The 21,330-nt window shown below is 60.1% G+C and carries 19 protein-coding genes and 4 pseudogenes; 5 read left to right on the plus strand and 18 right to left on the minus strand.

Going from position 1 to position 21,330, the window contains the following annotated elements:
- Positions 1-289 precede the first annotated feature (289 nt).
- The 9 genes from HX855_RS26200 to HX855_RS26240 form a co-directional block, all read right to left on the minus strand.
- Complete coding sequence (locus HX855_RS26200; RefSeq protein ID WP_177089839.1) at positions 290-898, minus strand: ANTAR domain-containing response regulator; 609 nt, start codon at positions 896-898, stop codon at positions 290-292.
- Positions 899-902: 4 nt separating this feature from the next.
- Positions 903-2,054 carry a transporter substrate-binding domain-containing protein gene (locus HX855_RS26205; RefSeq protein WP_177089840.1) on the minus strand — a complete coding sequence of 384 codons (1,152 nt, stop codon included), beginning with the start codon at positions 2,052-2,054 and terminating at the stop codon, positions 903-905.
- A 9-nt stretch (positions 2,055-2,063) separates the two neighbouring features.
- A complete protein-coding gene (locus HX855_RS26210; RefSeq protein WP_177089841.1) occupies positions 2,064-3,068 on the minus strand; it encodes an asparaginase in 1,005 nt (334 codons plus the stop codon).
- A 5-nt stretch (positions 3,069-3,073) separates the two neighbouring features.
- A complete protein-coding gene (locus HX855_RS26215; protein ID WP_177089842.1) occupies positions 3,074-3,781 on the minus strand; it encodes an ABC transporter ATP-binding protein in 708 nt (235 codons plus the stop codon).
- A complete protein-coding gene (locus HX855_RS26220) occupies positions 3,778-5,589 on the minus strand; it encodes an ATP-binding cassette domain-containing protein (protein WP_177089843.1) in 1,812 nt (603 codons plus the stop codon). The genes HX855_RS26215 and HX855_RS26220 overlap by 4 nt, the downstream gene beginning before the upstream one ends.
- Positions 5,582-6,415: a branched-chain amino acid ABC transporter permease gene (locus HX855_RS26225; RefSeq protein WP_177089844.1), complete on the minus strand. Its 834-nt coding sequence runs from the start codon at positions 6,413-6,415 to the stop codon at positions 5,582-5,584. Before HX855_RS26225 ends, HX855_RS26220 begins: the two co-directional genes overlap by 8 nt.
- Positions 6,416-6,473: 58 nt before the next feature.
- Positions 6,474-7,637 (minus strand): substrate-binding protein, encoded by a 1,164-nt coding sequence (locus HX855_RS26230; RefSeq protein ID WP_177089845.1) that lies wholly within the window; start codon positions 7,635-7,637, stop codon positions 6,474-6,476.
- A gap of 36 nt (positions 7,638-7,673) precedes the next feature.
- Positions 7,674-8,570, minus strand: a complete 897-nt coding sequence (locus HX855_RS26235) for a nitrilase family protein (protein WP_177089846.1) — start codon at positions 8,568-8,570, stop codon at positions 7,674-7,676.
- Between the two features lie 235 nt (positions 8,571-8,805).
- On the minus strand, positions 8,806-9,432 hold the full coding sequence (locus HX855_RS26240; RefSeq protein ID WP_177089847.1) for a LysE family translocator: 627 nt from the start codon (positions 9,430-9,432) through the stop codon (positions 8,806-8,808).
- A 677-nt stretch (positions 9,433-10,109) separates the two neighbouring features.
- On the opposite strand from HX855_RS26240, the pseudogene HX855_RS33520 reads away from it, so the two are divergent.
- Both HX855_RS33520 and HX855_RS26250 read left to right on the plus strand, forming a co-directional pair.
- A pseudogene (locus HX855_RS33520) lies at positions 10,110-10,370 on the plus strand (EAL domain-containing protein); the annotation flags it as partial.
- Positions 10,371-10,448: 78 nt separating this feature from the next.
- Positions 10,449-11,236, plus strand: a pseudogene (locus HX855_RS26250) (PAS domain-containing protein); the annotation flags it as partial.
- Between the two features lie 83 nt (positions 11,237-11,319).
- On the opposite strand, the gene HX855_RS26255 reads toward HX855_RS26250, so the two are convergent.
- The 4 genes and pseudogenes from HX855_RS26255 to HX855_RS26270 form a co-directional block, all read right to left on the minus strand.
- A complete protein-coding gene (locus HX855_RS26255) occupies positions 11,320-11,937 on the minus strand; it encodes a GAD-like domain-containing protein (protein WP_177089848.1) in 618 nt (205 codons plus the stop codon).
- Positions 11,938-11,949: 12 nt separating this feature from the next.
- A pseudogene (locus tag HX855_RS26260) lies at positions 11,950-12,273 on the minus strand (polymorphic toxin type 15 domain-containing protein); the annotation flags it as partial.
- 29 nt (positions 12,274-12,302) lie between these two features.
- Positions 12,303-13,453, minus strand: a pseudogene (locus HX855_RS26265) (IS3 family transposase).
- Between the two features lie 115 nt (positions 13,454-13,568).
- Entirely contained in the window at positions 13,569-14,195 is a 627-nt protein-coding gene (locus HX855_RS26270; protein WP_177089850.1) for a glutathione S-transferase family protein, read from the minus strand.
- A 144-nt stretch (positions 14,196-14,339) separates the two neighbouring features.
- Here HX855_RS26270 and HX855_RS26275 point away from each other — a divergent pair, with 144 nt between their 5' ends.
- Both HX855_RS26275 and HX855_RS26280 read left to right on the plus strand, forming a co-directional pair.
- Positions 14,340-14,501, plus strand: coding sequence for a DUF2986 domain-containing protein (locus tag HX855_RS26275; protein ID WP_177089851.1), 162 nt, complete (start codon positions 14,340-14,342; stop codon positions 14,499-14,501).
- Between the two features lie 45 nt (positions 14,502-14,546).
- Positions 14,547-15,098 carry a hypothetical protein gene (locus HX855_RS26280; protein WP_177089852.1) on the plus strand — a complete coding sequence of 184 codons (552 nt, stop codon included), beginning with the start codon at positions 14,547-14,549 and terminating at the stop codon, positions 15,096-15,098.
- Here HX855_RS26280 and HX855_RS26285 read toward each other — a convergent pair.
- The gene (locus tag HX855_RS26285; RefSeq protein WP_177089853.1) at positions 15,075-15,515 is read right to left on the minus strand and encodes a helix-turn-helix domain-containing protein; all 441 of its coding nucleotides are present in this window, start codon (positions 15,513-15,515) and stop codon (positions 15,075-15,077) included. The genes HX855_RS26280 and HX855_RS26285 overlap by 24 nt on opposite strands.
- A gap of 109 nt (positions 15,516-15,624) precedes the next feature.
- On the opposite strand from HX855_RS26285, the gene HX855_RS26290 reads away from it, so the two are divergent.
- Complete coding sequence (locus HX855_RS26290; RefSeq protein ID WP_177089854.1) at positions 15,625-16,404, plus strand: SDR family oxidoreductase; 780 nt, start codon at positions 15,625-15,627, stop codon at positions 16,402-16,404.
- Positions 16,405-16,413: 9 nt separating this feature from the next.
- On the opposite strand, the gene HX855_RS26295 is transcribed toward HX855_RS26290, so the two are convergent.
- The 4 genes from HX855_RS26295 to HX855_RS26310 form a co-directional block, all read right to left on the minus strand.
- The gene (locus HX855_RS26295; protein ID WP_177089855.1) at positions 16,414-17,979 is read right to left on the minus strand and encodes a DHA2 family efflux MFS transporter permease subunit; all 1,566 of its coding nucleotides are present in this window, start codon (positions 17,977-17,979) and stop codon (positions 16,414-16,416) included.
- Complete coding sequence (locus HX855_RS26300) at positions 17,976-19,085, minus strand: HlyD family secretion protein (protein ID WP_177089856.1); 1,110 nt, start codon at positions 19,083-19,085, stop codon at positions 17,976-17,978. Before HX855_RS26300 ends, HX855_RS26295 begins: the two co-directional genes overlap by 4 nt.
- Positions 19,086-19,107: 22 nt before the next feature.
- The gene (locus HX855_RS26305; RefSeq protein WP_177089857.1) at positions 19,108-19,629 is read right to left on the minus strand and encodes a helix-turn-helix domain-containing protein; all 522 of its coding nucleotides are present in this window, start codon (positions 19,627-19,629) and stop codon (positions 19,108-19,110) included.
- A gap of 152 nt (positions 19,630-19,781) precedes the next feature.
- Positions 19,782-21,212 (minus strand): MFS transporter, encoded by a 1,431-nt coding sequence (locus HX855_RS26310; RefSeq protein ID WP_177089858.1) that lies wholly within the window; start codon positions 21,210-21,212, stop codon positions 19,782-19,784.
- Positions 21,213-21,330 lie beyond the last annotated feature (118 nt).

Genomic DNA, 21,330 nt, shown 5'->3' on the forward strand with positions numbered 1-21,330 from the left:
GCGTGGGAACGATCATCACGGCCTGCTCAGCCATGCCGATGGCGAGATGTACCGGGTCAAAAGGCAGCGGTTTGCCACGGAGTGACTCAAGACTCCTTGAATCGTGTGCACTCAAGCGGCGAAGGTCTGACAAGCACAGAGCGTTCAGTGTGGGAGCTGCCGAGCTTTGGCGAGGCTGCGAAGGCGGTGTGTCAGCCGACATCAATATTTGCAGGACTGCCGCCATCGCAGCCTCGCTAAAGCTCGACAGCTCCCACCTTTGATCTCGGTTGATCGTTCAATACCCCACCTACAGCCCAAGCCCGAGCCTCTCCATCGCCTCATGGGCCTCAATGATCATCCCGGACACCTCGGCCACCGTCACGTGCAAGCTGGTGGCCCGCGACCGCATGTGTTCGTAGGCCTGGGTCTCGGTCAGTTTTTGACGTTCAACCAGCACCCGAATGGCTTTTTCGATCTGACGCCGGGATTTGATGGTCAATTCCAGCTTGTCGATCTTGCCCTGCAACCGTTCCTGATAGCTGTAGGACGCTCGCGCCAGTACCAGGGTGCTGAGAATACCGGAGGACTGAAACGGTTTTGAGATGACGCCGTGGGCGCGGGTGTCGAGTAACAACTTCAGGATGGTCGGGCTTTCGTAGTCGGACAGGGCGATGAGCGCCGCGTTGACCGAGGCGCCGGACCAGATTTTGTTGCCTTCCAGCGCCTGGGTGATCTGAAACAGAATCACGTCGACGTCCGCCGGAGGCTCTGAGGGGAAGGGCCACACGATCTTCACGCGGCAGCCAATCCTTTTCAGTTGCTGCATGACAATGTCGCGATCATCCCCGGGGGGATAAACAAACGCGACGCAGATACTGCGCAAATCTTCATAGAGGCGGCGAAGGCTGGAACTCATGGTGTTACCTCAACCAAAACTCAGAGAACCCGAACGTCGACAGGTAAGGGTCGGGTTTGACCGGCCCTGAACCTTCCCACACCACGTCAAACTGCCCATCACTGCGGCACATGCCGATTCGGGGTGTGAGGGCGCAATGGTTGTTGTCTGGATCAATCGCAATGGGCCCTTCCGGCGACGCAAACTTGACCTTGTGTGCGGCCTCGACCAATTTGCGCCTGTCCAGGCTGCCCGCTCGCTGCAGGGCGCGGGCGAACAGGTGTACCTGAGAATACGCCATTTCCGACCAGGTGCTGGTAGGGCGGTCACCGAATCGATTGCGCCAAAGTTCGATGAACCGCTGATTGCTTTCATTGGGCAACGAGCCGAAGTAAGTCGCCGCCGTGATGTGGCCTTCACACAGCTGTGGCCCGATCAAGCGGATTTCTTCTTCGGCCATGGACAGGCTGGCAATCGGGATTTTCCTGGGGTCGAGCCCATGCGCGGCATAGAGCTGATAGAACGAGCGGGCCGACTGCCCCACCAGGGTCGAGAAGACCACATCCGGCTGGGCTTCGCGGATCTCATCCAGGACGTCCTTGATCCGCGCCAGTTCTGCGTCGATGGGCAGGTAGATCTCGTCGACAATCTCGCCGCCGTACTGCTCCACCACGTCGCGCATGATGCGATTGGATTCGCGCGGGTAGATGTAGTCTGCCCCTACCAAAAATAACCGGGTGCCTTTGTTTTGCAGCAGGTAGGCCGCGAGCTGGATGCTGTTCTGGTTGGGAACGGCGCCGGTATAAATGATGTTGGGCGAATATTCGAACCCCTCGTAGAACGAGCAATACCAGAGCAGCGCGTTATGCCGTTCGATGAGCGGCAGCACCGCCTTGCGACTGGACGATCGGGAGCAGCCAAAAATGACGTTAATCTCGTCTTCGATGAGCAGCTTGCTGGTCAGGCGCCGGTACTCCTCCGGCGAACCCTTGGGGTCATACGCGGTGGGAATCAGCGGCAGGTTCAGTACGCCGCCCAGCGCGTTGATTTCTTCGATGGCCAGCGCGGTGCCAAAGAAGTGCTCGGACTCGGTGACCCCGGTTGCACCCGAGCGCGAGTACAAGACGCCCACCGGCCATCCCTGCTCTTTGGCGACTGCTGTCCTGGTACTTGGCATGGCGCTCACCTATTGATCAAACAGTGCGTGTAGTTCGGATGTGGGCCGGGAGACCTGGAGCGCCAGCATCAGCAGGATTCTAGCCTTTTGCGGGCTCAGGTCATTGGCAAACACCACACCGGCGGTCTTGAGCGTCATGCCGCCCCCGGGAAAACCATACACAGGGCTGACCCGCCCGCGGGGCACGCGGGAGGCAATGACGACGGTAATGCCCGAATCAATTGCATCACAAATGGCCGCCAGCAGGTCGGCATTCACATTGCCCGCGCCCAACGCCTGGATCACCACACCTTTGGCCCCGGCCTGTACGGCGGCGTTCAACAGTGCACCGTCGGCGCCGGCGTACATCGGCACGATGTCGACGCGAGGCAGTGCACCTTGCGCCAGAGGCACGTGCTGTCGACGGCACGAGGCGCGGTAGAAGACCACGCGATCGCCGTCCACCCGACCCAGCAGGCCCGCATCGCCGGAGTTGAATGACTCGACGTCCGAGGTATGTGTCTTGGTGACTTCCCGGGCGGCATTGATCTGGTCGTTCAGCACCACCATCACACCCTGGCCTGACGATTGCGCGGCAACGCATACCCGCGCGCCGCTCCTCAGGTTGCGCGGGCCATCGAAGTCCGGTTCGGAGGCATTGCGCTGGGCACCGATAAGCACCACCGGCTTGTCGCGCCGGGTCAGCGTCAAGTCCAGAAACCACGCGGTCTCTTCGAGGGTGTCGGTGCCGTGGGACACCAGCACCCCCACAATCTCCTTGCGCGCCAAGGCGGCCTCAATCACGTGATGCAGTTGCACCCAGCGCAACGGCCCCATTTCGACCGACGGAATATTCGATAGGTTGTGCACTTCCAACCGTGAAAACGTCGCTATTTCCGGGCCCGCCTTGATCAGGTCGCTGCCCGACAACGCCGGTACCACCGCCGAGGTTGACGGGTCAACCCGCATGGCAATGGTGCCGCCGGTTGCAATGAACAGGCACACCGGCAGCTCGTCAGCACTTGCTTGGGCCATCAGCCTCACACCCTCAGATGGTTGAAAATCGATTCGGCGGCACCCGCTGCATGCGCATCGCCGTCCTCTTCGATTTCGCCTTGTTTGAGCACCAGGTAGCGGTCCGCAACCTTCAGTGCAAAGGGCACATTCTGCTCGATCAGCAGCAGGGTCGTGCCGTGGAGCTGTCGCTCGTGCATCAGGGCGACGGCGATCCGGTCAATCACCGAGGGTTGCAGGCCTTCAGTGATTTCGTCCAGCAATATGATCGAGGGTCGCATCATCAAGGCCCGCGCCACCAGCAACATCTTCTGCTCGCCGCCCGACAGGGTGCCCGCATACTGCTTCAGGCGGTCCTTGAACACCGGGAACACCGGCTCGATGGCCGCGAAACGTTCATCGAACAAGGCGTCTTTTTCGAGCCCCATGCGCAGGTTGTCGCGGATGCTCAGTTCAGTGAACAGGGGTTTTTCCTGGGCGGCATACGCGATACCCACCTGTGCGATGCGGTGCGGCGGCAGCCGGGTGATGTCGCTGCCGTTCACGTGCACGCTGCCTTGCTTCTTCGGCAGGTAGCCCATGATGGTCTTGAGCAAGGTCGTCTTGCCCATGCCGTTCTTGCCCAGCAACGCCACCGCTTCGCCGGCCCCGACGGTGAGCGACAGGTCGCGAATCACGACGGACGCCCTGTAGCCGCTGGTGACGGCACTCAAGTTCAACGTGGCACCGTTCATACAACCTCCCGTGGTGCGAATGCCGACCCGGCATAAATCGTTTTGACCAACTCCGAGTTGACGACCTCTTCGAATGTCCCCTGCATGATCATCTTCCCTTGGTGCAACACCACAATGCGCGTCGCGATCTGTTCCACAAAGTCCAGGTCGTGTTCAACCAGCAGGCAGCACAGCTGGTAGCGGTGGGCGAGCAAGGACAGCACCTCGCCAATCTGCGTGCGCTCGGTTTTTGTCAGCCCGGCGGTCGGTTCGTCGAGCAGTACGATGCGCGGCTCCAGCACCAGCACCATGGCCAGTTCCAGCGCTTGCTGTTCACCATGGGACAAATCCCGGGCGACCACGTCCAGCATGTGGTCCAGCCCGGTGACCCGCAGCACGTCGAGGGCATAAGAGGGCAGGGCCAGGGTGTTTGCCTGGCTGAAAAAAGCCGGTTTGTGGTGAAGCGTGCCGGCGATGCGCAAGCACTCGGCCACGGTCAGCGATTCGAAGATATTGGCATTCTGGAATTTTCGCCCCAGGCCAAAACGCACGCAGGCTTCAGCCGGAAGCCGGCGGATATCGTGGCCACACAGGTGCACCGTGCCCGAGGTGCGGTCGGCACCGTCGCTCATGCAGCGCATCAAGGTGGTTTTGCCCGCACCGTTGGGGCCGATCAGCCCCACCAACTCACCGGCTTCGGCCTTGAGGTTGATGCCCTGCAGCACCTTGAGCGAGCCATAGTGTTTGGTCACGTCGTCCATCACCAGGGCGGGGGTTCCGGTCGACACGGGAACTTCCCGGCCTGCACGCTCCACCAGCGAGGGCGCTCGTCGCGTGCCTGCCCCCAGGCCGAAGGGCTTGAGCAGCGCCGGTACGATGCCCTGGGGCAGCAAGACGATGACCAGCACAAAGGCGAGGCCCAGGATCAGTTGCCACAGGAACGGCATCCGGCTGCCCAGGTAGGCGGTGGCGACGTTGATCAGAATGGCGCCCGCCAGGGGGCCCCACAAGGTTCCGCGTCCACCCAGGGCCACCCAGATAATCAATTCGGTTCCCAGTACAAACCCCGACAGCTCGGGGGCCACCACGCCACTGAAGGCGCCATAGCCAAACCCTGCGATGCCGGTAATCGCCGCGGTGGCGATCAGCAGCAGGATTTTGATGTGCGCCACATTGATCCCCAGGTAAGCGCACCGGGACTCGTTGTCACGTATCGCCGCCAACACCCGCCCGGCATCACTGCGCACGAACAGCCACGCGAACACGCCGATCAGCGCGACACCGCCACCGGCGATCCAGTACCAGGCTTGCAGCGACAGGTCGAAGGTGTCGTAGCCGGTCAGCCCGGAGCTGGAGCCGGTCCACTCGCCGCCCGACAGCAGCAGTTGGGTCATGACGATGGGCAGCACCAGTGAGATCACCGTGGCGAAGAACGGCGAGGCCCCTCGGTAGAAAGACAGCCAGCCCACCAACGCGGCGACCGCCATGGGCACAAGGATTGCCAACCCAATGGCGATGGCAATCGTGCCCGGCGACAGGCCAAAGTGGGTGAACACCAACCCAGCGGCATAGGCGCCAATGCCGAAGAACGCCGACTGCCCAAACGTCAGGTAGCCGGTATAGCCCCACAGCACATCGACGGTGATGACAACGATCGCGAACAGAAACGCCTTGATCAGCAGGTTGAGCACGTAGCTGTCAAAGATCCAGGGGCCGGCAACCAACAACCCGATGCCGACCAGGGCCAGCAGGGTCGAGCGGCTCAAGGCGCGCTGGTCGCGTGAGCGTGAGGGTTGGGTGTGCGTCGCTTGCAAGGTCGGGTCAGTCATGGGCGAACCCCTTCGGGCGGATACGTAAGGTGAGTGCCGCGAGCACGGCAATCGTGAGGCCGCCAAGCACCGGGCTCCCATAGGTGCTGACGATGACCTGGCACGCACCGAATACGGCGCAGGTCACCAGCAGGCTGAGCATCGAGTGCCCGGAGACCATCACCAGCATGAACGCGGAAACCAGCCAGGTAATGCCCATGCCCGGATCGATGCTCGAAAGCGGGCTGATCAAGGCGCCGGCCAAGGTGCCGAGGCCCGCACCCAGGCTGAAGGTGATGAAGCGTATGCGCCCGGCATGGATGCCCAGGCCGCTCGCCAACTCCTCGTTCATGATCACGGCCCGGGTCTTCACCCCAAAGCGTGTGCCGTTGAGTAACGCGGTCAACAAGGCGCACACCCCCAGGGCCAAGGGGATTAACAGCAAGCGGTAAGCGGAGTAATCCGTGCCGCCCAGGGACCAGGTGCCGGTCAGGGGCACGTCGGCGAACTTCACATCGCGGCCAAAGCCGATGATGATCAATTGGCCAATCACGATGCCCAGGCCCCAGGTGGCCAGGATCGCGTCCAGGGGCCGTTTGTAGAGTGGCCGCACAATCAGGTATTCGATGATCGCGCCCACCGTCATGCCGGTCACCAGCGCCAGCGGCCAGGCCAGCCAGGGGCTCCATCCCAGTTGGGTCACGACGAACGCCGCATACCCGCCCATTGTCAGCAGGGCACCGTGGGCGAAGTTGACGATTTTCATGATGCCGAAAATCATCATCAGCCCCGCCGTCACAATAAAAAGCATGGCTATTGTTGTTGTTATATCGAGAATTAACACCATGACGTCTCCCTCCGGGGAGCTTGTAGCGTGAAGCGATACTGAGTGAGCCGGCGGTGGACTATTTCAGGTCCGGGCATTGAGTGCCGGGGCTGACCGCCTCTTGGGTTTCGAGTATGCGAATCGAGCCATCGCTTTGTATTTGGCCCAGGCGCATGGCGAGCGGTGTATGGCGGCTGGCGTTCATCTGCACCACCCCGCGCGGCCCGACTATCGACACCTCCTTCAGCGCTGCGACGACGGCCGTGGAGTCGGTGGTGTTGGCTTTTTCGACCGCCGCCTTATACAGAAAGAACGCCTCGTATTGCGGTTCTGAAAGCTCGTTGGGGGTGGACAGGTCGCCTGCGAACTTCTGGCTGAGGTCAGCCAGAAATTGCTTGTTTTGTGGTGTGTCGATGCTGGTCAAGTAGGACGCAGACATATACATGCCCGTGGCAACGTCACCCATCGTCTTGGCGGTGCCTTCGTCGATGGCCAGGTTGCCATAAGGCAGGGTCAGCGCAGCCGCTTTCAACTGCTTGGCCAAGGAGACGTTGGGGGCGCCACCGGCGGTGGCGCTGATCAGGGCGTCGGGTTGCGCCGAGCGGATTTTTGAAATCACGGCGGTCCAGTCGCTGCCGTCCATCGGCAAGTATTCTTCGCCGATGACCTTGCCACCGTGTTGCTCAATATAGGCTTTGGTGAACTTCAGCATGCCGCGGCCAAAAGCGTAGTCGTTGCCCACCAGAAAGTAGGTTTTGGCCCCCAGCTTCTGGCTGAAGTAATCCACTACAGGCGCCACTTGTTGTTCAGGCACCCAGCCGTTGACGTACATCCATTTGTTGCAGGAGCGGCCTTCATAGAACGAGGTGTAGATATACGGCACGTGCCCTCGGGAAATCACCGGCAGGGCAGCATTGCGCGCGGCACTGTTTTCCATCGCGATAATTGCATCGACTTTCTTTTCCAGCACCAGCGTATCGAAGGCTTTCTGCGCGCCTATCGCGCCGGAAGCGTCATCCACAATTTCCAGTTGCACCGGGCGCCCGAGTATCCCGCCGGCAGCGTTGATCTGGTCCACTGCCAGTTGCGAGGATTGGACGACTGCGGGGGCCACGACGCTATTGGCGCCTGACAAACCCACCGCCACGCCAATTTTTATCGGCTCGGCGGCGTAGCCCTGGGTGGCGAGCAGCGCGGTGGCTGCAAGCGCCGCGAAGCGGGTGAGGTGATGACTGCATTTCATGTGAGTATCCTCAACGGTTGTTTTTGTCGATGGGCGTCAGTAGCGGGGTGGCTGCCAGCCCGTGCCGAGCATGGGGTCGTAGATGTCGGTACGTCGGTCACGCAGGACCGTGTTGAACGCTGTCAGGTGATGGGACTGGCGAGACGTTTTGAGGTTGATGTCGGCGTAGAGTATTTGCTCGCGATCCGCACTGGCCGGCGCCGCCAAGGGCCAACCGTCGGCACCGACGATCAGGCTATTGCCGACAAAGTACTGGCCGCGCTCGGTACCCACGCGATTGGCGCAAATGAGGTTCAGGCCGTTGACGTGCGCACTGGCCATGGCCAGGGTGTTGGCCATGATCGTGGCGCCATCCGCCTGGCCCGGCATGGGCACCCAATTGGTCGGCATGCACACGATGTCTGCGCCCCGCACGGCCAGCAGTCGATACACCTCAGGGAACCAGCCGTCGTAGCAGATGATCATTGCCAAACGACCCAGTGGCGTAGGGAACACCGGCAAGCCAAGGTCTCCGGCTTCGAAATAAAGGTGCTCGTCGCCCCACAGATGCAGCTTGCGATACGTACCGATGTAGCCTTCCGGGCCGACCATCACGGCGGCGTTGTAGAGCGTCTGTCCCACGCGCTCCGCGATGCCGGCGATCACGTAGATATTGCGTTCGCGCGCAATGGCTTCCCAGGCTTGAGTGCTGGCCCCGGCGGGTATCACCTCTGCCAGTTCAAAGGCCTCTTCGCGGCTGGAAAACACGTAACCGCTGCTCGTCAGCTCGGGCAGCACAACGATCTGTGCCCCGGCAGTCGCCGCCTCGTCAATCAAGCGTAACGAGGTTTCAAGGTTGCTCGCCTTGCAGCCCACATGGGGTTCCATTTGCACGGCCGCCACGGTGATGTTCGGAAATGCCTGGGGCTGCTCGGTGAAGTGCGATGTCGACATATAAAAATTTTCCAAAAAAAAAGCCCCCGAATGCGTGAAAACGCAAATCAGGGGCTTCTATAGCCGATATGTACTCAGCACTATTGCTGAGGGCCTACGATTTCTCTTACAAGAAAAGGCGACCGATGTGACCGAAATTACAGAGGTCTACCGAACGATGTCAATGCATTTTTTCAAGGGATTAACATCGGGGTTCCGGGGCGAGCAAACGGCATCGAATGGGGCGGGGCTCGTCTTACCGCTGCTGAAACGCAATTTTCAGCCCCAGGCCCATGAACAACGTGCCGATGATTTTCCCCTCCCAGCGACGCAGTTTTGACAGGCCCACCATCCATGCGCTCAACGGCCGGATGGCGACGGAAATCAGCGTGGTGTACACCGCACTGAGCCCCGAGAAGATCAACCCCAGCACCGCGAATTGAGCCAGGGAAGAGCCCGACTCCGGGTGAATGAACTGCGGCAGGAACGCCAGGAAGAAAATCGCGGTTTTCGGGTTCAACACTTCCGCGCCCACCGCCTGGAAGTACGCCTGGGTCGAGGTCACCGTGGGCAGGTCTTTGCGCGTGGTCGCACCCGGCTTGGCCATGAAGGCGCGCACGCCCAGGTAGATCAGGTAACAGGCGCCGATGACTTTCACCACGTTAAACGCCACGGCCGAGGTCATCAGGATCGCGGACAGGCCCAATGCTGCGCACAGTGTGTGGATCAGGTCGCCCGAGGCAACGCCGAGTCCGGTGGCAATGCCCACCTTGCGCCCGCCCTGCAGGGTACGGGTGATCACCAGCAATACGGCCGGGCCGGGGATCAGGAACAGGCCGATAACGACGGCGACATAGGTCAGGAGGGGGGCGAGGTCGAACATGCTGGGTCATCTCAAATATGGAAACGTCCCACAGTAATCCTCACTCGGCGAATACCGTCAACTGCGTCGAACTCGAATTGAGCAAGGAAATTTCCTACACGACAGAGGGCTGCTTCCTTCGCTGAGTGTTACTCATGCTTGCCACCATGGTCGTCTTCGAGTTTGTAAGACGGTTGATGACGATGGCCCCACCACGTGTCCTGGTTATGGAAAACCACAGCTTCCAGCGCAGCGCCCTGGTCACTTTGTTGCGACGGCTCGGGGTGCGGGAGGTGCTGCAAGCCAGCAGTTGCGAGCAGGCGATGATACTGATGCAGCACATGCGGGGCGTGGATATCGTGCTGTGTGATCTGGGGAGCAAGGGCTCCGAGCAGGTTGAGTTCCTGCGCTACGCCAGCCAGATGGGCCTGGTGAAGGCCGTGGGGTTGTCCAATGAGCTGCGCCCGGAACTGCGCCGGGCCCTGGGGCATCTGGACTGTTTGTCGGGTGTGCAGTTGCTCGGGATCCTGTGTGTGCCTTTGCAGCTACAGGCACTGGATCGCTTGCTTAAACGTTACCGGTCGGTGCCGCCACTGGCTCTTCGGCCGCCCCCCATGGCCACGCTGCCCACGGAGCACGAAATACACCAGGGCCTGGCGCTGGGCGAGTTCCGTGGCTGGTTCCAGCCCAAGCGGGTGATGAACGATGGCAGCCTGGCCGGGGTGGAGGCGTTGGCGCGCTGGGAGCACCCGGCCCGAGGGGTGCTGGTGCCCAAGGATTTCCTGGCGGCGGTGCTGGCCTATGACCTGATCGATGAGATGTTCAAGCAGTTGCTTGAGCAAGGCTTGAAACTGTTGGCCGTGGTGCATCGCCAGGGCATGGCGCTGACAATGTCCTTCAACTTGCATGCCTCGCAATTGGCTCGCCATGGGCTGATCGAGCATATCCAGTTGGCACTGCAACGCCATGAGCTGTGTGCGTCGGTGCTGGTGTTCGAGCTGGCGGAAAACGGCTTGCTGGACCTGCAGCTCCTCACCCAATACCGCGATCGCTTGCGTATCACCAGCACGGTGGGCGTTACCAACTCGCGCATGGCCTTCGCCACGGCACGCGGCTTGCGGGAGCTGTTCTCGATCCTGGACAAGGTGTTGCTCAGTATCGCCCCCGAAGAAATGGACGAACTGACCAACCGCTGGCGCAGCGAAGTGTGGTGGGCGACAGCGACTGGCTGCGCAACCGCAGCGCAATCATCCAGGGGTTTGTGATTGCTGCCGTGTTGCTGGTGATTGCCCGGGGCTGGATCACCTACCTGCGCAGGCTTATGCGCAAGCGCAAGCAGGCCGAGCAGACGTTGAGCGACACGGTTGAATTCATGCGCGTGTTGATCAATGGCACCTCCCATCCGATCTATGTGCGTGACCGCGAGGGCAAGTTGCTGATCTGCAATAGCGGCTACCTGGACGTGTTCAGCGTCGAGCGCGAGCAGGTGATCGGCAAGGCCGTATTGGAGGGTGTACTGGGGGACCCGGATGAGGCCGCCGCCTATCACCGTGACTACCCGCAGGTGATGGCAAGTGGCGAGGCACAGTTACAGGATCGCAGCCTGATCATGCCTAATGGCCGAGTATTGACCATCTATCACTGGATGCTGCCGTACCGCAGCAGCGCCGGTGAGGTCAGCGGCATGATCGCCAACTGGATCGATATCAGCGAGCGCCAGCGCCTGCTGGAAGACGTTCACGCGGCCAATCGCGCCAAGACCACTGTCCTGGCGACCATGAGCCATGAGATCCGCACGCCGATGAACGCAATGAGCGGTTCTATTTGTAGAAATTGAAAAGCAAATTCATCAAAAATTTTCAGACTTGCCTACCCCAAATTCAGTTGGCATTGCTATCAACACCAGCTTTAAATGTCTGAAAAGTCATAGGGTTGAAGCTCGGCGAGTTGGGATAGTAGTATCAAATGCTCCACCGCTTTTACTTTTTCAAGTTGGTCAAGGGTGTCCGGTCCGCCTAACATTAATGCGGGTACAAAACCATACATCTCATCATGACGTAAGGTACCCAATTTTTTCTTTGCCGGTTTAAATAAGTCGCCATAGTCGTCATTATCTATGTTTCTGGTTAGCAAGAAATTTTGTAGTTGTTTGTCCATCTGCTCAGCCCCAAATACTGAGTTAAATACGGTGTATCTAGATAGAATGCTAGTTACATTAAGAGAGGCACCAGTTTTTTCACCCCAAAAATATAAGTCACCAAAAGCACTACGGGCAATTAGGTGATATGTGTCGATTGTTTCAAATTTAGTCCCTTCAATCCAGGATGCTACTACTCCCTCATACTCTTGCGGGTTCACTAACCAAAATATCCCATCACCATAGCCGCACCAGCCATGTTCAGCCCAATACTCCAAAAGTTGATTGGGTAATTTGCCAGTGTAGCGCTCGATACTTGATGGTGGTACGTTCTGTTTATCAATTTGATTCCCAAACTCTTCTAAAAAAATTGAAAATACTTCGTCCATTACTCACCACCTTTAACACTTGTGAAGTTTTACATTGAGGAGCGTCGACTCTCTCATCATTTTTGGTATGCTTTCAGCTGCATCTTTCAGATTTTTGATTCTGTTTTTCCACTGCGGGCCAATACTTGAATTCACCTGCCTATCACCAAAGTCCGAAATGACGTCTCTACCACCAGCACTCAAATCAGGGTTATGCAGTCCTGCGAGATTTGCCATTGTTTCGTTTGCTTTTTTTAAGCTTTCTATTTTTGCAGTTTTGGGAGACATCGTTTGTGAAAATTCATCTTGAAATCTTTGTTGAAGGTGGGTTTGTAGTTTTTTACGAGCTGCAGTCGCAGCCACCTTGCTGAATCGCCCCGGATTCTCTAGACACCTTGCAAGCTCATTGCGTAACGCTTTTCAAACTCTACCGGTGACAGTTGATTGTTGAAACCATGCCGGCGTATTGCGTTGTAGAACATCTCGATGTAATCGAACACATCACTACGAGCATCTTCGCGCGTGGACTAGATTTTCTGCTTGATCCGTTCCCGCTTTAGAAGCTGGAAAAAGCTCTCAGCCACGGCGTTGTCATGACAATTTCCTCGGCGACTCATGCTGGCAACTAAATTCTTCGCCTTCAAAAAGCTGCGCCAATCGGAGCTGCTGTACTGGCTGCCTTGGTCGGAATGAACCATCACCTCTTGCTTCGGTTTACGCCTCCAAACCGCCATCAATAACGCATCAATGGCCAAATCACTGGTCATTTGCGACTTCATTGACCAGCCAACGACCTGGCGAGAAAACAGATCCAACACCACAGCCAAATACAGCCAGCCTTCATACGTACGAATATAGGTGATGTCGGTGACCCAAACTTTATTGGGTTCTACGACATCAAACTGGCGCTTCAGCAAATTGGGTGAGGCGACCGCTGGCTTACCGCCGTACTTGCCAGGTTGTCGTCGATACCCTGTCTGAGAACGCAGACCTTCAAGACGCATCAGCCTCGCCACACGATGCCGACCACAATCCTCACCGACCTCGCGCAGATCGTCATGGATTTTGCGATAGCCATAAACTCCGCCGCTTTCCAGCCACGAATGCCTGATCAAACCCAGTAATCGCTGATCGTCTTTAGCGCGTGCAGATTGCGGCTCAGACAACCAAGCGTAATAACCACTGGGATGGACTTTCAGCGTCAGGCAAAGCCGTCGAATGGAGTAGTCGCCCGCTCGCTGCTTGATAAAGGCGTACTTCAACCGCACTCCTTGGCAAAGTACGCGGCGGCCTTTTTTAAGATGTCTCGCTCTTCGGTGACCCGCTTGAGTTCGGCTCGCAGACGACGCAGTTCAGCGTGCTGATCATCGTCTTGCTGCCGTTCTGCCTGAGGTTTGCTGTAGCGCTTTATCCAGGCATAGAGGCTATGCGTCGACACGCCGAGACAGGCCGCCACATCAGCGACAGGCAGCTTCTTCTCGATCACTTGATTGACCGCTTGGATTTTGAATTCTTCCGGGTAACGCGGGTTGCTCATGGCACCTCCTAATTGGCCTCAGTTTAAGGCAAGAGGTGTCTAGGAAACCCGGGGCGACTCAGATAAACGCGCCGGACAAACCCTGGGAGCGGGCTTGTCCGGCCACCCGTTTCAATCACTTCGCAAACGCATATTCCCCACCCTGTTCCAGCGCCTTGCGATACGCAGGCCGTTCCTGGAACCGTTGCACCCACGCCGCCACATTCGGGTACGCCTGCAACTTGCCCTGGGCCCTGGCGATTTCGCCGATGAAGCTCATCTGGATATCCGCGCCGGTCAATGCCTCACCCACCAGGTACGGCGATCGCCCCAGTGCGTTGTCCAGGTAACCCAGGTGATTGGCCACCTCGGACTCGATACGCGGATGCAACGGCGCACCGGCATCACCCAGGCGTCCGACATACAGGTTAAGCATCAGCGGCAGCATGGCCGAGCCTTCGGCGAAGTGCAGCCATTGCACGTATTCGTCATAGGTGGCAGTGGCCGGGTCGGGTTGCAGGCGGCCGTGGCCGTGGCGACGGATCAGGTAGTCGATGATGGCGCCGGACTCGATGACCACATTGGAGCCGTCTTCAATCACCGGGGATTTGCCCAGGGCATTGATGGCCTTGAGCTCCGGTGGTGCGAGGTTGGTTTTCGGGTCGCGCTGGTAGCACTTGAGTTCGTAGGGCAGGCCGAGTTCTTCGAGCAGCCACAGGATGCGTTGTGAACGGGAGTTGTTCAGGTGGTGGACGATGATCATGGTGACTCCGCTGGGCGAGAGTGGGGGTGTTAAGGAGAGACCGCGGCGGCGCTGGGGAGTGCCGCGAATTAAATGTGCTTGGATGAACGCATGAAAGAGGGATAATCACAACGCTAAGCACTGATGACATACCGGATAGAAAACATGAATCGTCAAAAGAAACTACAGCAGCTGTTCAAGGCCAAGGCCAAAAAGGCCAGTGCCAAATTGGCACCGGTCAGCAAAGACAGGTACATCAGTAAAGCTGACCGACTGAAACTGGCGGCCGAGTCCGCTGACGAGTCAGCTGTTTCCTCTGAGAGCTGATCCAGACGGCTCACGCGTCACTCGATAGGGAATCGACGGAAAATCATGAACACGGCTCAACGCGCGATTGAACATTACATCCTCGCCAAGGACGGCAACCGTCCACATTTGCTCAGCCGGGCGTTTGTCCCGGCGGCGATCCTGGACATGGTGGTGCGCACCGGGTCCATCTCGTTTCCGCCCCACGTTGAAGGCGTGGCGGGCATCGGCGATGTGCTGGTGAGGCGGTTCGGGCAGACCTTTGAAAACGTCTACACGTTTTGCCTGGGGCAGCCGCCGGAGGCGGGGGCCCACACCTATAAGTGCCAATGGCTGGTGGGCATGTCCGACAAGAACTCCGGCGAAGCCCGGGTCGGGTGTGGGGTGTACGAATGGCAGTTCAGCGCCGAATCAGGGCTGGTTGAAAAGCTGACGATCACCATCGAGCATATGAAGACCCTGCCGGCGGCGGATCTGGCCGGCGTGATGCAGTGGGTATCCGGCCTGAGTTACCCATGGTGCAGCCCGGAAGTTGCCGTGAGCCAGGCGCCCGATATTGTCGGGATTGGAGAGGTGATGCAGTACGTTGCGGCGTCAGGACTCGGTGGTACACCGTAGATCGAAATCCACTCGGGCTTGTTCAATCTCCTCCAGGTTTTTCGCCGCCCACACCCACACGCCACAAAACGCAGCGCCCAACGTAAAGCCGAGGGTTGTCAGGCTGTATTCGACTTTCGGCGGCACCACGGGGTAGACCTTGCGCACCACCAGGCCGTCCCTCTCCATGCCCCGCAAGGTCTGCGTCAGCATCTTCTGGCTGATGCCGCCGACTCGCTCACTCAGGCGTGTGAAACGCAGCGGCGTCGTTTCGATCAAGGCTTCAAGAATCAGCATGGTCCATTTGTCCGCAACGCGGCCTATCAGGTCGGTGACCAGGGAGGCAATGCGTGGGTCCAGATCCTTCGGCGGTGTTTGCCGGGCGTAGAACTGGGCCGCGGCAATCTGCTCGTCGGTAAAACCAGGGTGTTTGTTCATCGCTCGGACACTCTCTTTTGGGTGCGTATAGATCTTTTGGGTGCCTACTTACTTACGGACAGTGTATCCCTCAAGCTCCTTGTGCGTGACCCACTATTGGAGAGCTTCGATGAAGATGAGCGGACGAACAGTGCTAGTGACCGGAGGTTCGAGTGGTATCGGGCTTGAGCTGGCCCGCCAGCTGATGGCGCGAGGCAATACCGTGATCGTGACGGGCCGTGATCCGCACAAGCTGGACGAGGCGCGGCAACGGCTGCCGGGTCTGCACACGTTTCAAAGCGACGTGCGCGAGCTCGCCAGCATCCAAACGCTGTTTGCGGCAGTCACCGGTCAGTTCCCGGGGCTCGATACGCTGGTGAATAACGCAGGCGTGATGCGCAATATCAGACTGGCCGAGGACCGGACGCTGGAAGACGTGACTGAAGAGATCGAGATCAACCTGAGCGGCCCCCTCCGGATGATCCAGCAGTTTCTTCCCGTTCTACTCAAACAACCGCGCGGCTTGATTGTTAACGTGTCGTCCGGGCTGGCGTTTGTGCCGTTTCCGGCGGCGCCTGTCTACAGTGCGTCCAAATCGGCATTGCACGCTTACACCCAATGCCTGCGTGCGCAGCTTCAACACAGCACCGTCACCGTGGTCGAGCTTGCCCCGCCTGGCACCGAAACACCGTTGCTCAGGGCCGAGTTCGCGGAAGAAATGAAGAATGAAAAGGGCATGGACCCGGTGCTGATGGTGCAGCAAAGCCTGCGGCAGATTGAAGCCGGGCAACTGGAAATATGCCCGGGCCTGAGCAAGGTGCTGAAGGTGGCCAGCCGGGTTGCGCCGGGCTTGATATTCAAACAGATGACCAGGCTCAGCCGGTTGGCGCCGCTGCGGCCTTCAATATGATCGGGTGACTCAATGCGCATCCGCAGACGGCTGCTTCGGCGGCTGCACCTTGCGCATCAAGGGCACCAGCAACACCGCGACAACAAAGCACGCCATGATCATCAGGAACGCGTCCGCATAGGTCAGGGTCTGCGCCTCGCGCCAGGTCAGTGCCCACAGCTGGCGCAGGGCGAACTGGCTGGCGTCCAGGCTGTTTTGCCCGAGTAACTGGGCATTCCCTGACAGCTGATCAAGCCAGATATTCATCGATTCGTTCCGGATGTTCAGGTGCTCGGCCAGGCGCAGGAAGTGCAGGTTGGTGCGGTCGTTGAGCACCGTGGCGCAGGCGGCGATGCCGATGGCGCCGCCGAGGTTGCGCATCAGGTTGAACAACCCGGAGGCGAGTTTCAGCCGGTCGGGGGCCAGTGCGCCGAGGGTCAGGGTGACCACGGGCGGCACCGCCATTTGTTGGGCAAAACCGCGTATGGCTTGGGGCAGCAGCAATTCCTTGGCCCCCCAGTCGTGGGTGATGGGGGAGAAGTCCCACATCGACAGGGCGAACAGTGACAGCCCGAACATCAAAATCCAGCGCAGGTCGAAGCGGTTGGCCAGCAATGCGTACACCGGGATCGCCAGCAACTGGAACACCCCCGTGGAAAACACCGCCAGGCCGATGTCCAGCGAGCCGTACCCGCGCACCCGCCCGAGAAACAGCGGCGTGAGGTAGATGGTGGCGAAAATGCCGATGCCGGTGATGAACGAAAACAGGCAGCCCAGGGCGAAGTTTCGGTCCCGCAGGGCGCGCAGGTCGACAATCGGCTCCTTGATTTCCAGGCAGCGCCAGATGAACAACCCGCCGCTGACGGCGGCAATCCAGGCCGTGGTGGAGATGGTGCTGTCACTGAACCAGTTCCAGCGCGGGCCTTCTTCGAGGGTGTATTCCAGGCAGCCGAGAAACACCGCCATCAGCGCCATGCCGATGTAGTCGGCGCCCTTGAGCAATGACGGGTTGGGGCGGTCGACCTTGACCAGCATCGGCACCGCAAAGGTCACGAACAGGCCGGGCACCAGGTTGATGTAGAACAGCCAGTGCCAGGAGGAAATATCGGTGATCCAGCCCCCCACGGCGGGGCCCAACGTGGGCGCCAGGGACGCGATGGCGCCGATGGTGGATGCGGCGATCACCCGTTGTTTGCCGTTGAAGTACATGAACGCGGTGGTGAACACCAACGGGATCATCGAGCCCCCCAGAAACCCCTGCAAGGCGCGAAACGCGATCATGCTCTGGATGTTCCAGGCCAGCGCGCACAGCAGGCTGGTCAAGGTAAACCCCGCCGCCGACGCCGCAAACAGCCAGCGCGTGCTCATCACCCGCGAAAGCCAGCCCGACATCGGGATCACGATGATCTCCGCGATCAGGTACGCGGTCTGTACCCACGCCGTGTCGTCCGCCCCGGCCGACAGCCCGCCGCCAATGTCCTTGAGGGAGGCGGACACGATCTGGATATCGATCAACGCGATGAACATGCCCACGCACATGGTGGCGAAAGCCGCGACCTTTTGCGCTGTGCTGAGGGCGGGCAATGGGCTGTTCATAGCTGGGCCTTGAGTGCGCCGGCCTGCTCCTCGAACGCTTCCTGGGTGTTGACCTTGGCCATCACCGACAAGCCCGGGCGCAGGGCGCCGAAGTCGGCGTCATTGCTGTCGAGCCGCACGCGTACCGGCACGCGCTGCACGATCTTGGTGAAGTTGCCGGTGGCGTTTTCCGGCGGCAGCACACTGAACTGCGCACCCGTAGCGGGGGCCAGGCTCTCGATGTGCCCGTGGAACTCGCGGCCGGGGAGGATATCGGCGCGGATGCTCACACGTTGCCCGACCTGCAGGCGGCCCAATTGGTCTTCCTTGAAGTTGGCGTCTACCCATAAGCCCTTCGCCGGCACCACCGAGATCAACTGGCTGCCGGCCGCAGCGTAGGCACCGACCCGGGCGCGGCGGTTGCCCACATAGCCGTCCACCGGGGCCCGCAGGTCGGTGTAGCTGATGTTCAGTTGTGCCTGGTCGCGTTCGGCCTGGGCCTGTTGCAGCGCGGCGCGTGTCTGGCCGCGTTGGGTTTCAATCACGTCGATTTGCCGGCGCGCCGCCATCAACCCGGCTTGCGCCCGGGAGTGGTCGGCGCGGGCGGTCTTCCACACGGCGTTGACCCGTTGTGCGCTTTCCACCGACACGGCCTGGCTGCGCACCAGGTTCTGGTAGCGCGTCTGATCGTCGCCGGCCCGCTGCGCTTCGGCGTCGGTGGCGTCGATCTGTGCCCTGGCCTGGTTGATCACCGCCAGTTGCAGTTGTTCGGTGGCGTCGAGGTTGGCGAGCGCGGCCTGTTGCGCCGCCACGGCGCCGTCGGCTTTGGCCAGGGCGGTGCGGTAGTCGCGCACATCGATGCGCGCCAGTACGTCGCCGGCATGGACGAACTGGTTGTCCTGCACGGCCACTTCGCTGATATAGCCGGGTACTTTGGCGCTGATCACCGTCACATCCGCGCCCACGTAGGCGTCGTCGGTGTCTTCAACAAACCGGCTGACCAACCACCAGTGGCTCGCGTACCCAACGCCGCCCGCCACGGCCAGGGCCAGCAGCCCCAGGCGCAGCAGCTGTTTGCGCCGGGATGTTTTCGTGGGTTCGGGCACAGCGCTGACTGGAGCGTCCATGGCGAAATGACCTCATTGAGCATTAGTGGGGGAAGGGGCTGACCAGTTGGTCTTTTTCGGCGTAGGCCCGGCCGGTGCGCGCGCGCCACTGGGTCAGCGGTTCGGCATCGGCAGCGACATGTACGCGGTGGCCGTCGCGGGTGATGGGTTTGCCGGTGTTGGCGTCCATCAAGGCGAGCACCACGGGGAGCCCGGTGGTTTCATCGGCGAGAAATACCTTGGTCGAGCCCTCGGCGTGTCGCGCACCCCAGGCCATCAGCGTGAGGATGACCTGGCGCAGGTCTCGACCAGCTTCGGTGAGGTGGTACTCGTGGCGCGGCGGGTGGTCCTGGTACGGGCGGCGTTCCAGCAAACCGTTGGCCACCAGCGTGTTCAGGCGGCGGGTCAGGGTGTTTGAGGCGATCCCGAGGCTGGCAAGGAACTCATCGAAACGGCGCAGCCCGTAGAACGCATCCCGCAGGATCAACAGGCTCCAGCCATCACCAATGTGCTCCAGGGCACGGGCGACCGGGCAGGGCATGGGTTGGAAGCTGGCTTTTTTCACGACGATCTCCGGGATCTGTTGCTAAATATTACGAGAGTAATATTGCACAGTGGATTTCATAATGAAAGTCACTCGACGAAAAATTCTTGCAAACGCAAAAAAGCCCTGACGGGCAGGGCTTTTTCAGAGGCGGTGCCAGCGGATGTTCAGGCTCAAGACACCGTTAATTCATCCCCGACGCTGACCCTCGTGCGCGTTGCCCGCAACGCCATCACCAGGGCCAACACCGGTGCCAGGGTAAACAGCGCGAACAACCAGCGTGCCGCGTTGGCGATGCCGGCGGTGCCTGCCACGTCGTTGATGCCGGCCATGTTCGAAATCACCCCCGCCAGCGCCGCGCCCATGGCCATGGCGAACAATTGCAAGGTGGTGATCGACGACGCGGCGGTGTCTTTATCCTGCTCCGAGGCCACTTGCAGGATGCGCGTCAACAGGTGCGGCCAGCCCAGGCCGATGCCGAACCCCACCAGGAACAGCCCGAGGCAAATAGGTGCCAGCAGCATCCAGTCCCCGTGACCGGCGATGGGCGTGGTGATCGCCAGTATCACCAGGCCCGCCACGATAAACAGCGGCCCGGCGAGGATCGCGCGGTGCGGACCACGGCCGGTCCAGCCGGAGCTGAGGATTTCCGAGACGGTCCAACCCGCGGCCATCAGCGCCGCCATGTAGCCGGCGATCAACGGTGACTGGCCATGCAGGTGCTGCAGGAAATACGGCATGAAGATCTCGCTGCTCATGCCGATCACCAACAAACAGGTGGTCGCATACAGCGCGCAGAGCGGGGTGCTGAACTTCAACGCATCCCTGGGCAGAAGACGGACCGTGGCCTTGGACTCCTTGCGGATCAGCAGCCACACCAACACGGCACAGGTCGCGATGCCCAGCAGGTTCCAGCCCGGCAGCGACGAGACGCTGCCCGCACACACCGCCAACACCGCGCCGGCCAACAGCACCAACTGAGGTACCGGCAAACGGGCGGTCGCCGTCGCGGCGGTGTTCCGTGGGGGCAGGGCGCGGCTGGTGAGCACCATGTACGCCAGGCTCACCGGCACCATCGCGCCGAAGGCCAGGCGCCAGGCGTCCATCTCGGCAAACACGCCACCCACCGCCGGCCCGACCAGCGTCGCCACGCCCCACATGCCCGACACCAGCGCCATTGCCCGCGGCCACAGGCGTTCTTCGAACACCAGCTGGATCATCGAGTAACACAAGGCCAGCAATATCCCGCCGCCCAGGCCCTGGATGAAACGTCCCCCCAGCATCACCGGCATGCTCGGCGCCAGGGCGCAGATCAACACGCCCACCATGAACACCAGGGTGGCGACGGCGTACGCCAATCGCGGGCCGGTGCGCAGCAACAGTTTGGAGGTGAGCGCGGAACCGAGGATCGAGGCCACCACGTACAGCGTGGTACTCCAGGCATAGAGTTCCAGGCCGCCGATTTCGGCGACCACTGACGGCAGGATGGTGGTAGCGATGTAGGTGTTGGTGGCATAGAGCGCTATGCCACCTGAGAGGGCGATGGAACGGGTGGCGTTCTTGCCGCGGAGCAACTCGCCCCAACTGCTGTCTTGGGTGTGCATCAACGATTCCTTGTAATGCATTCGCGGCGCAAACCGGCGAAGGGCATAAGCATCGGGCTTGGTTTAATTAACCAAGTTTATGCTTGGAATATTGAAGCGGGGCTGATTATTTTGCAAG

The organism is Pseudomonas sp. IPO3778, from assembly GCF_013386825.1.
Classification (GTDB): domain Bacteria; phylum Pseudomonadota; class Gammaproteobacteria; order Pseudomonadales; family Pseudomonadaceae; genus Aquipseudomonas.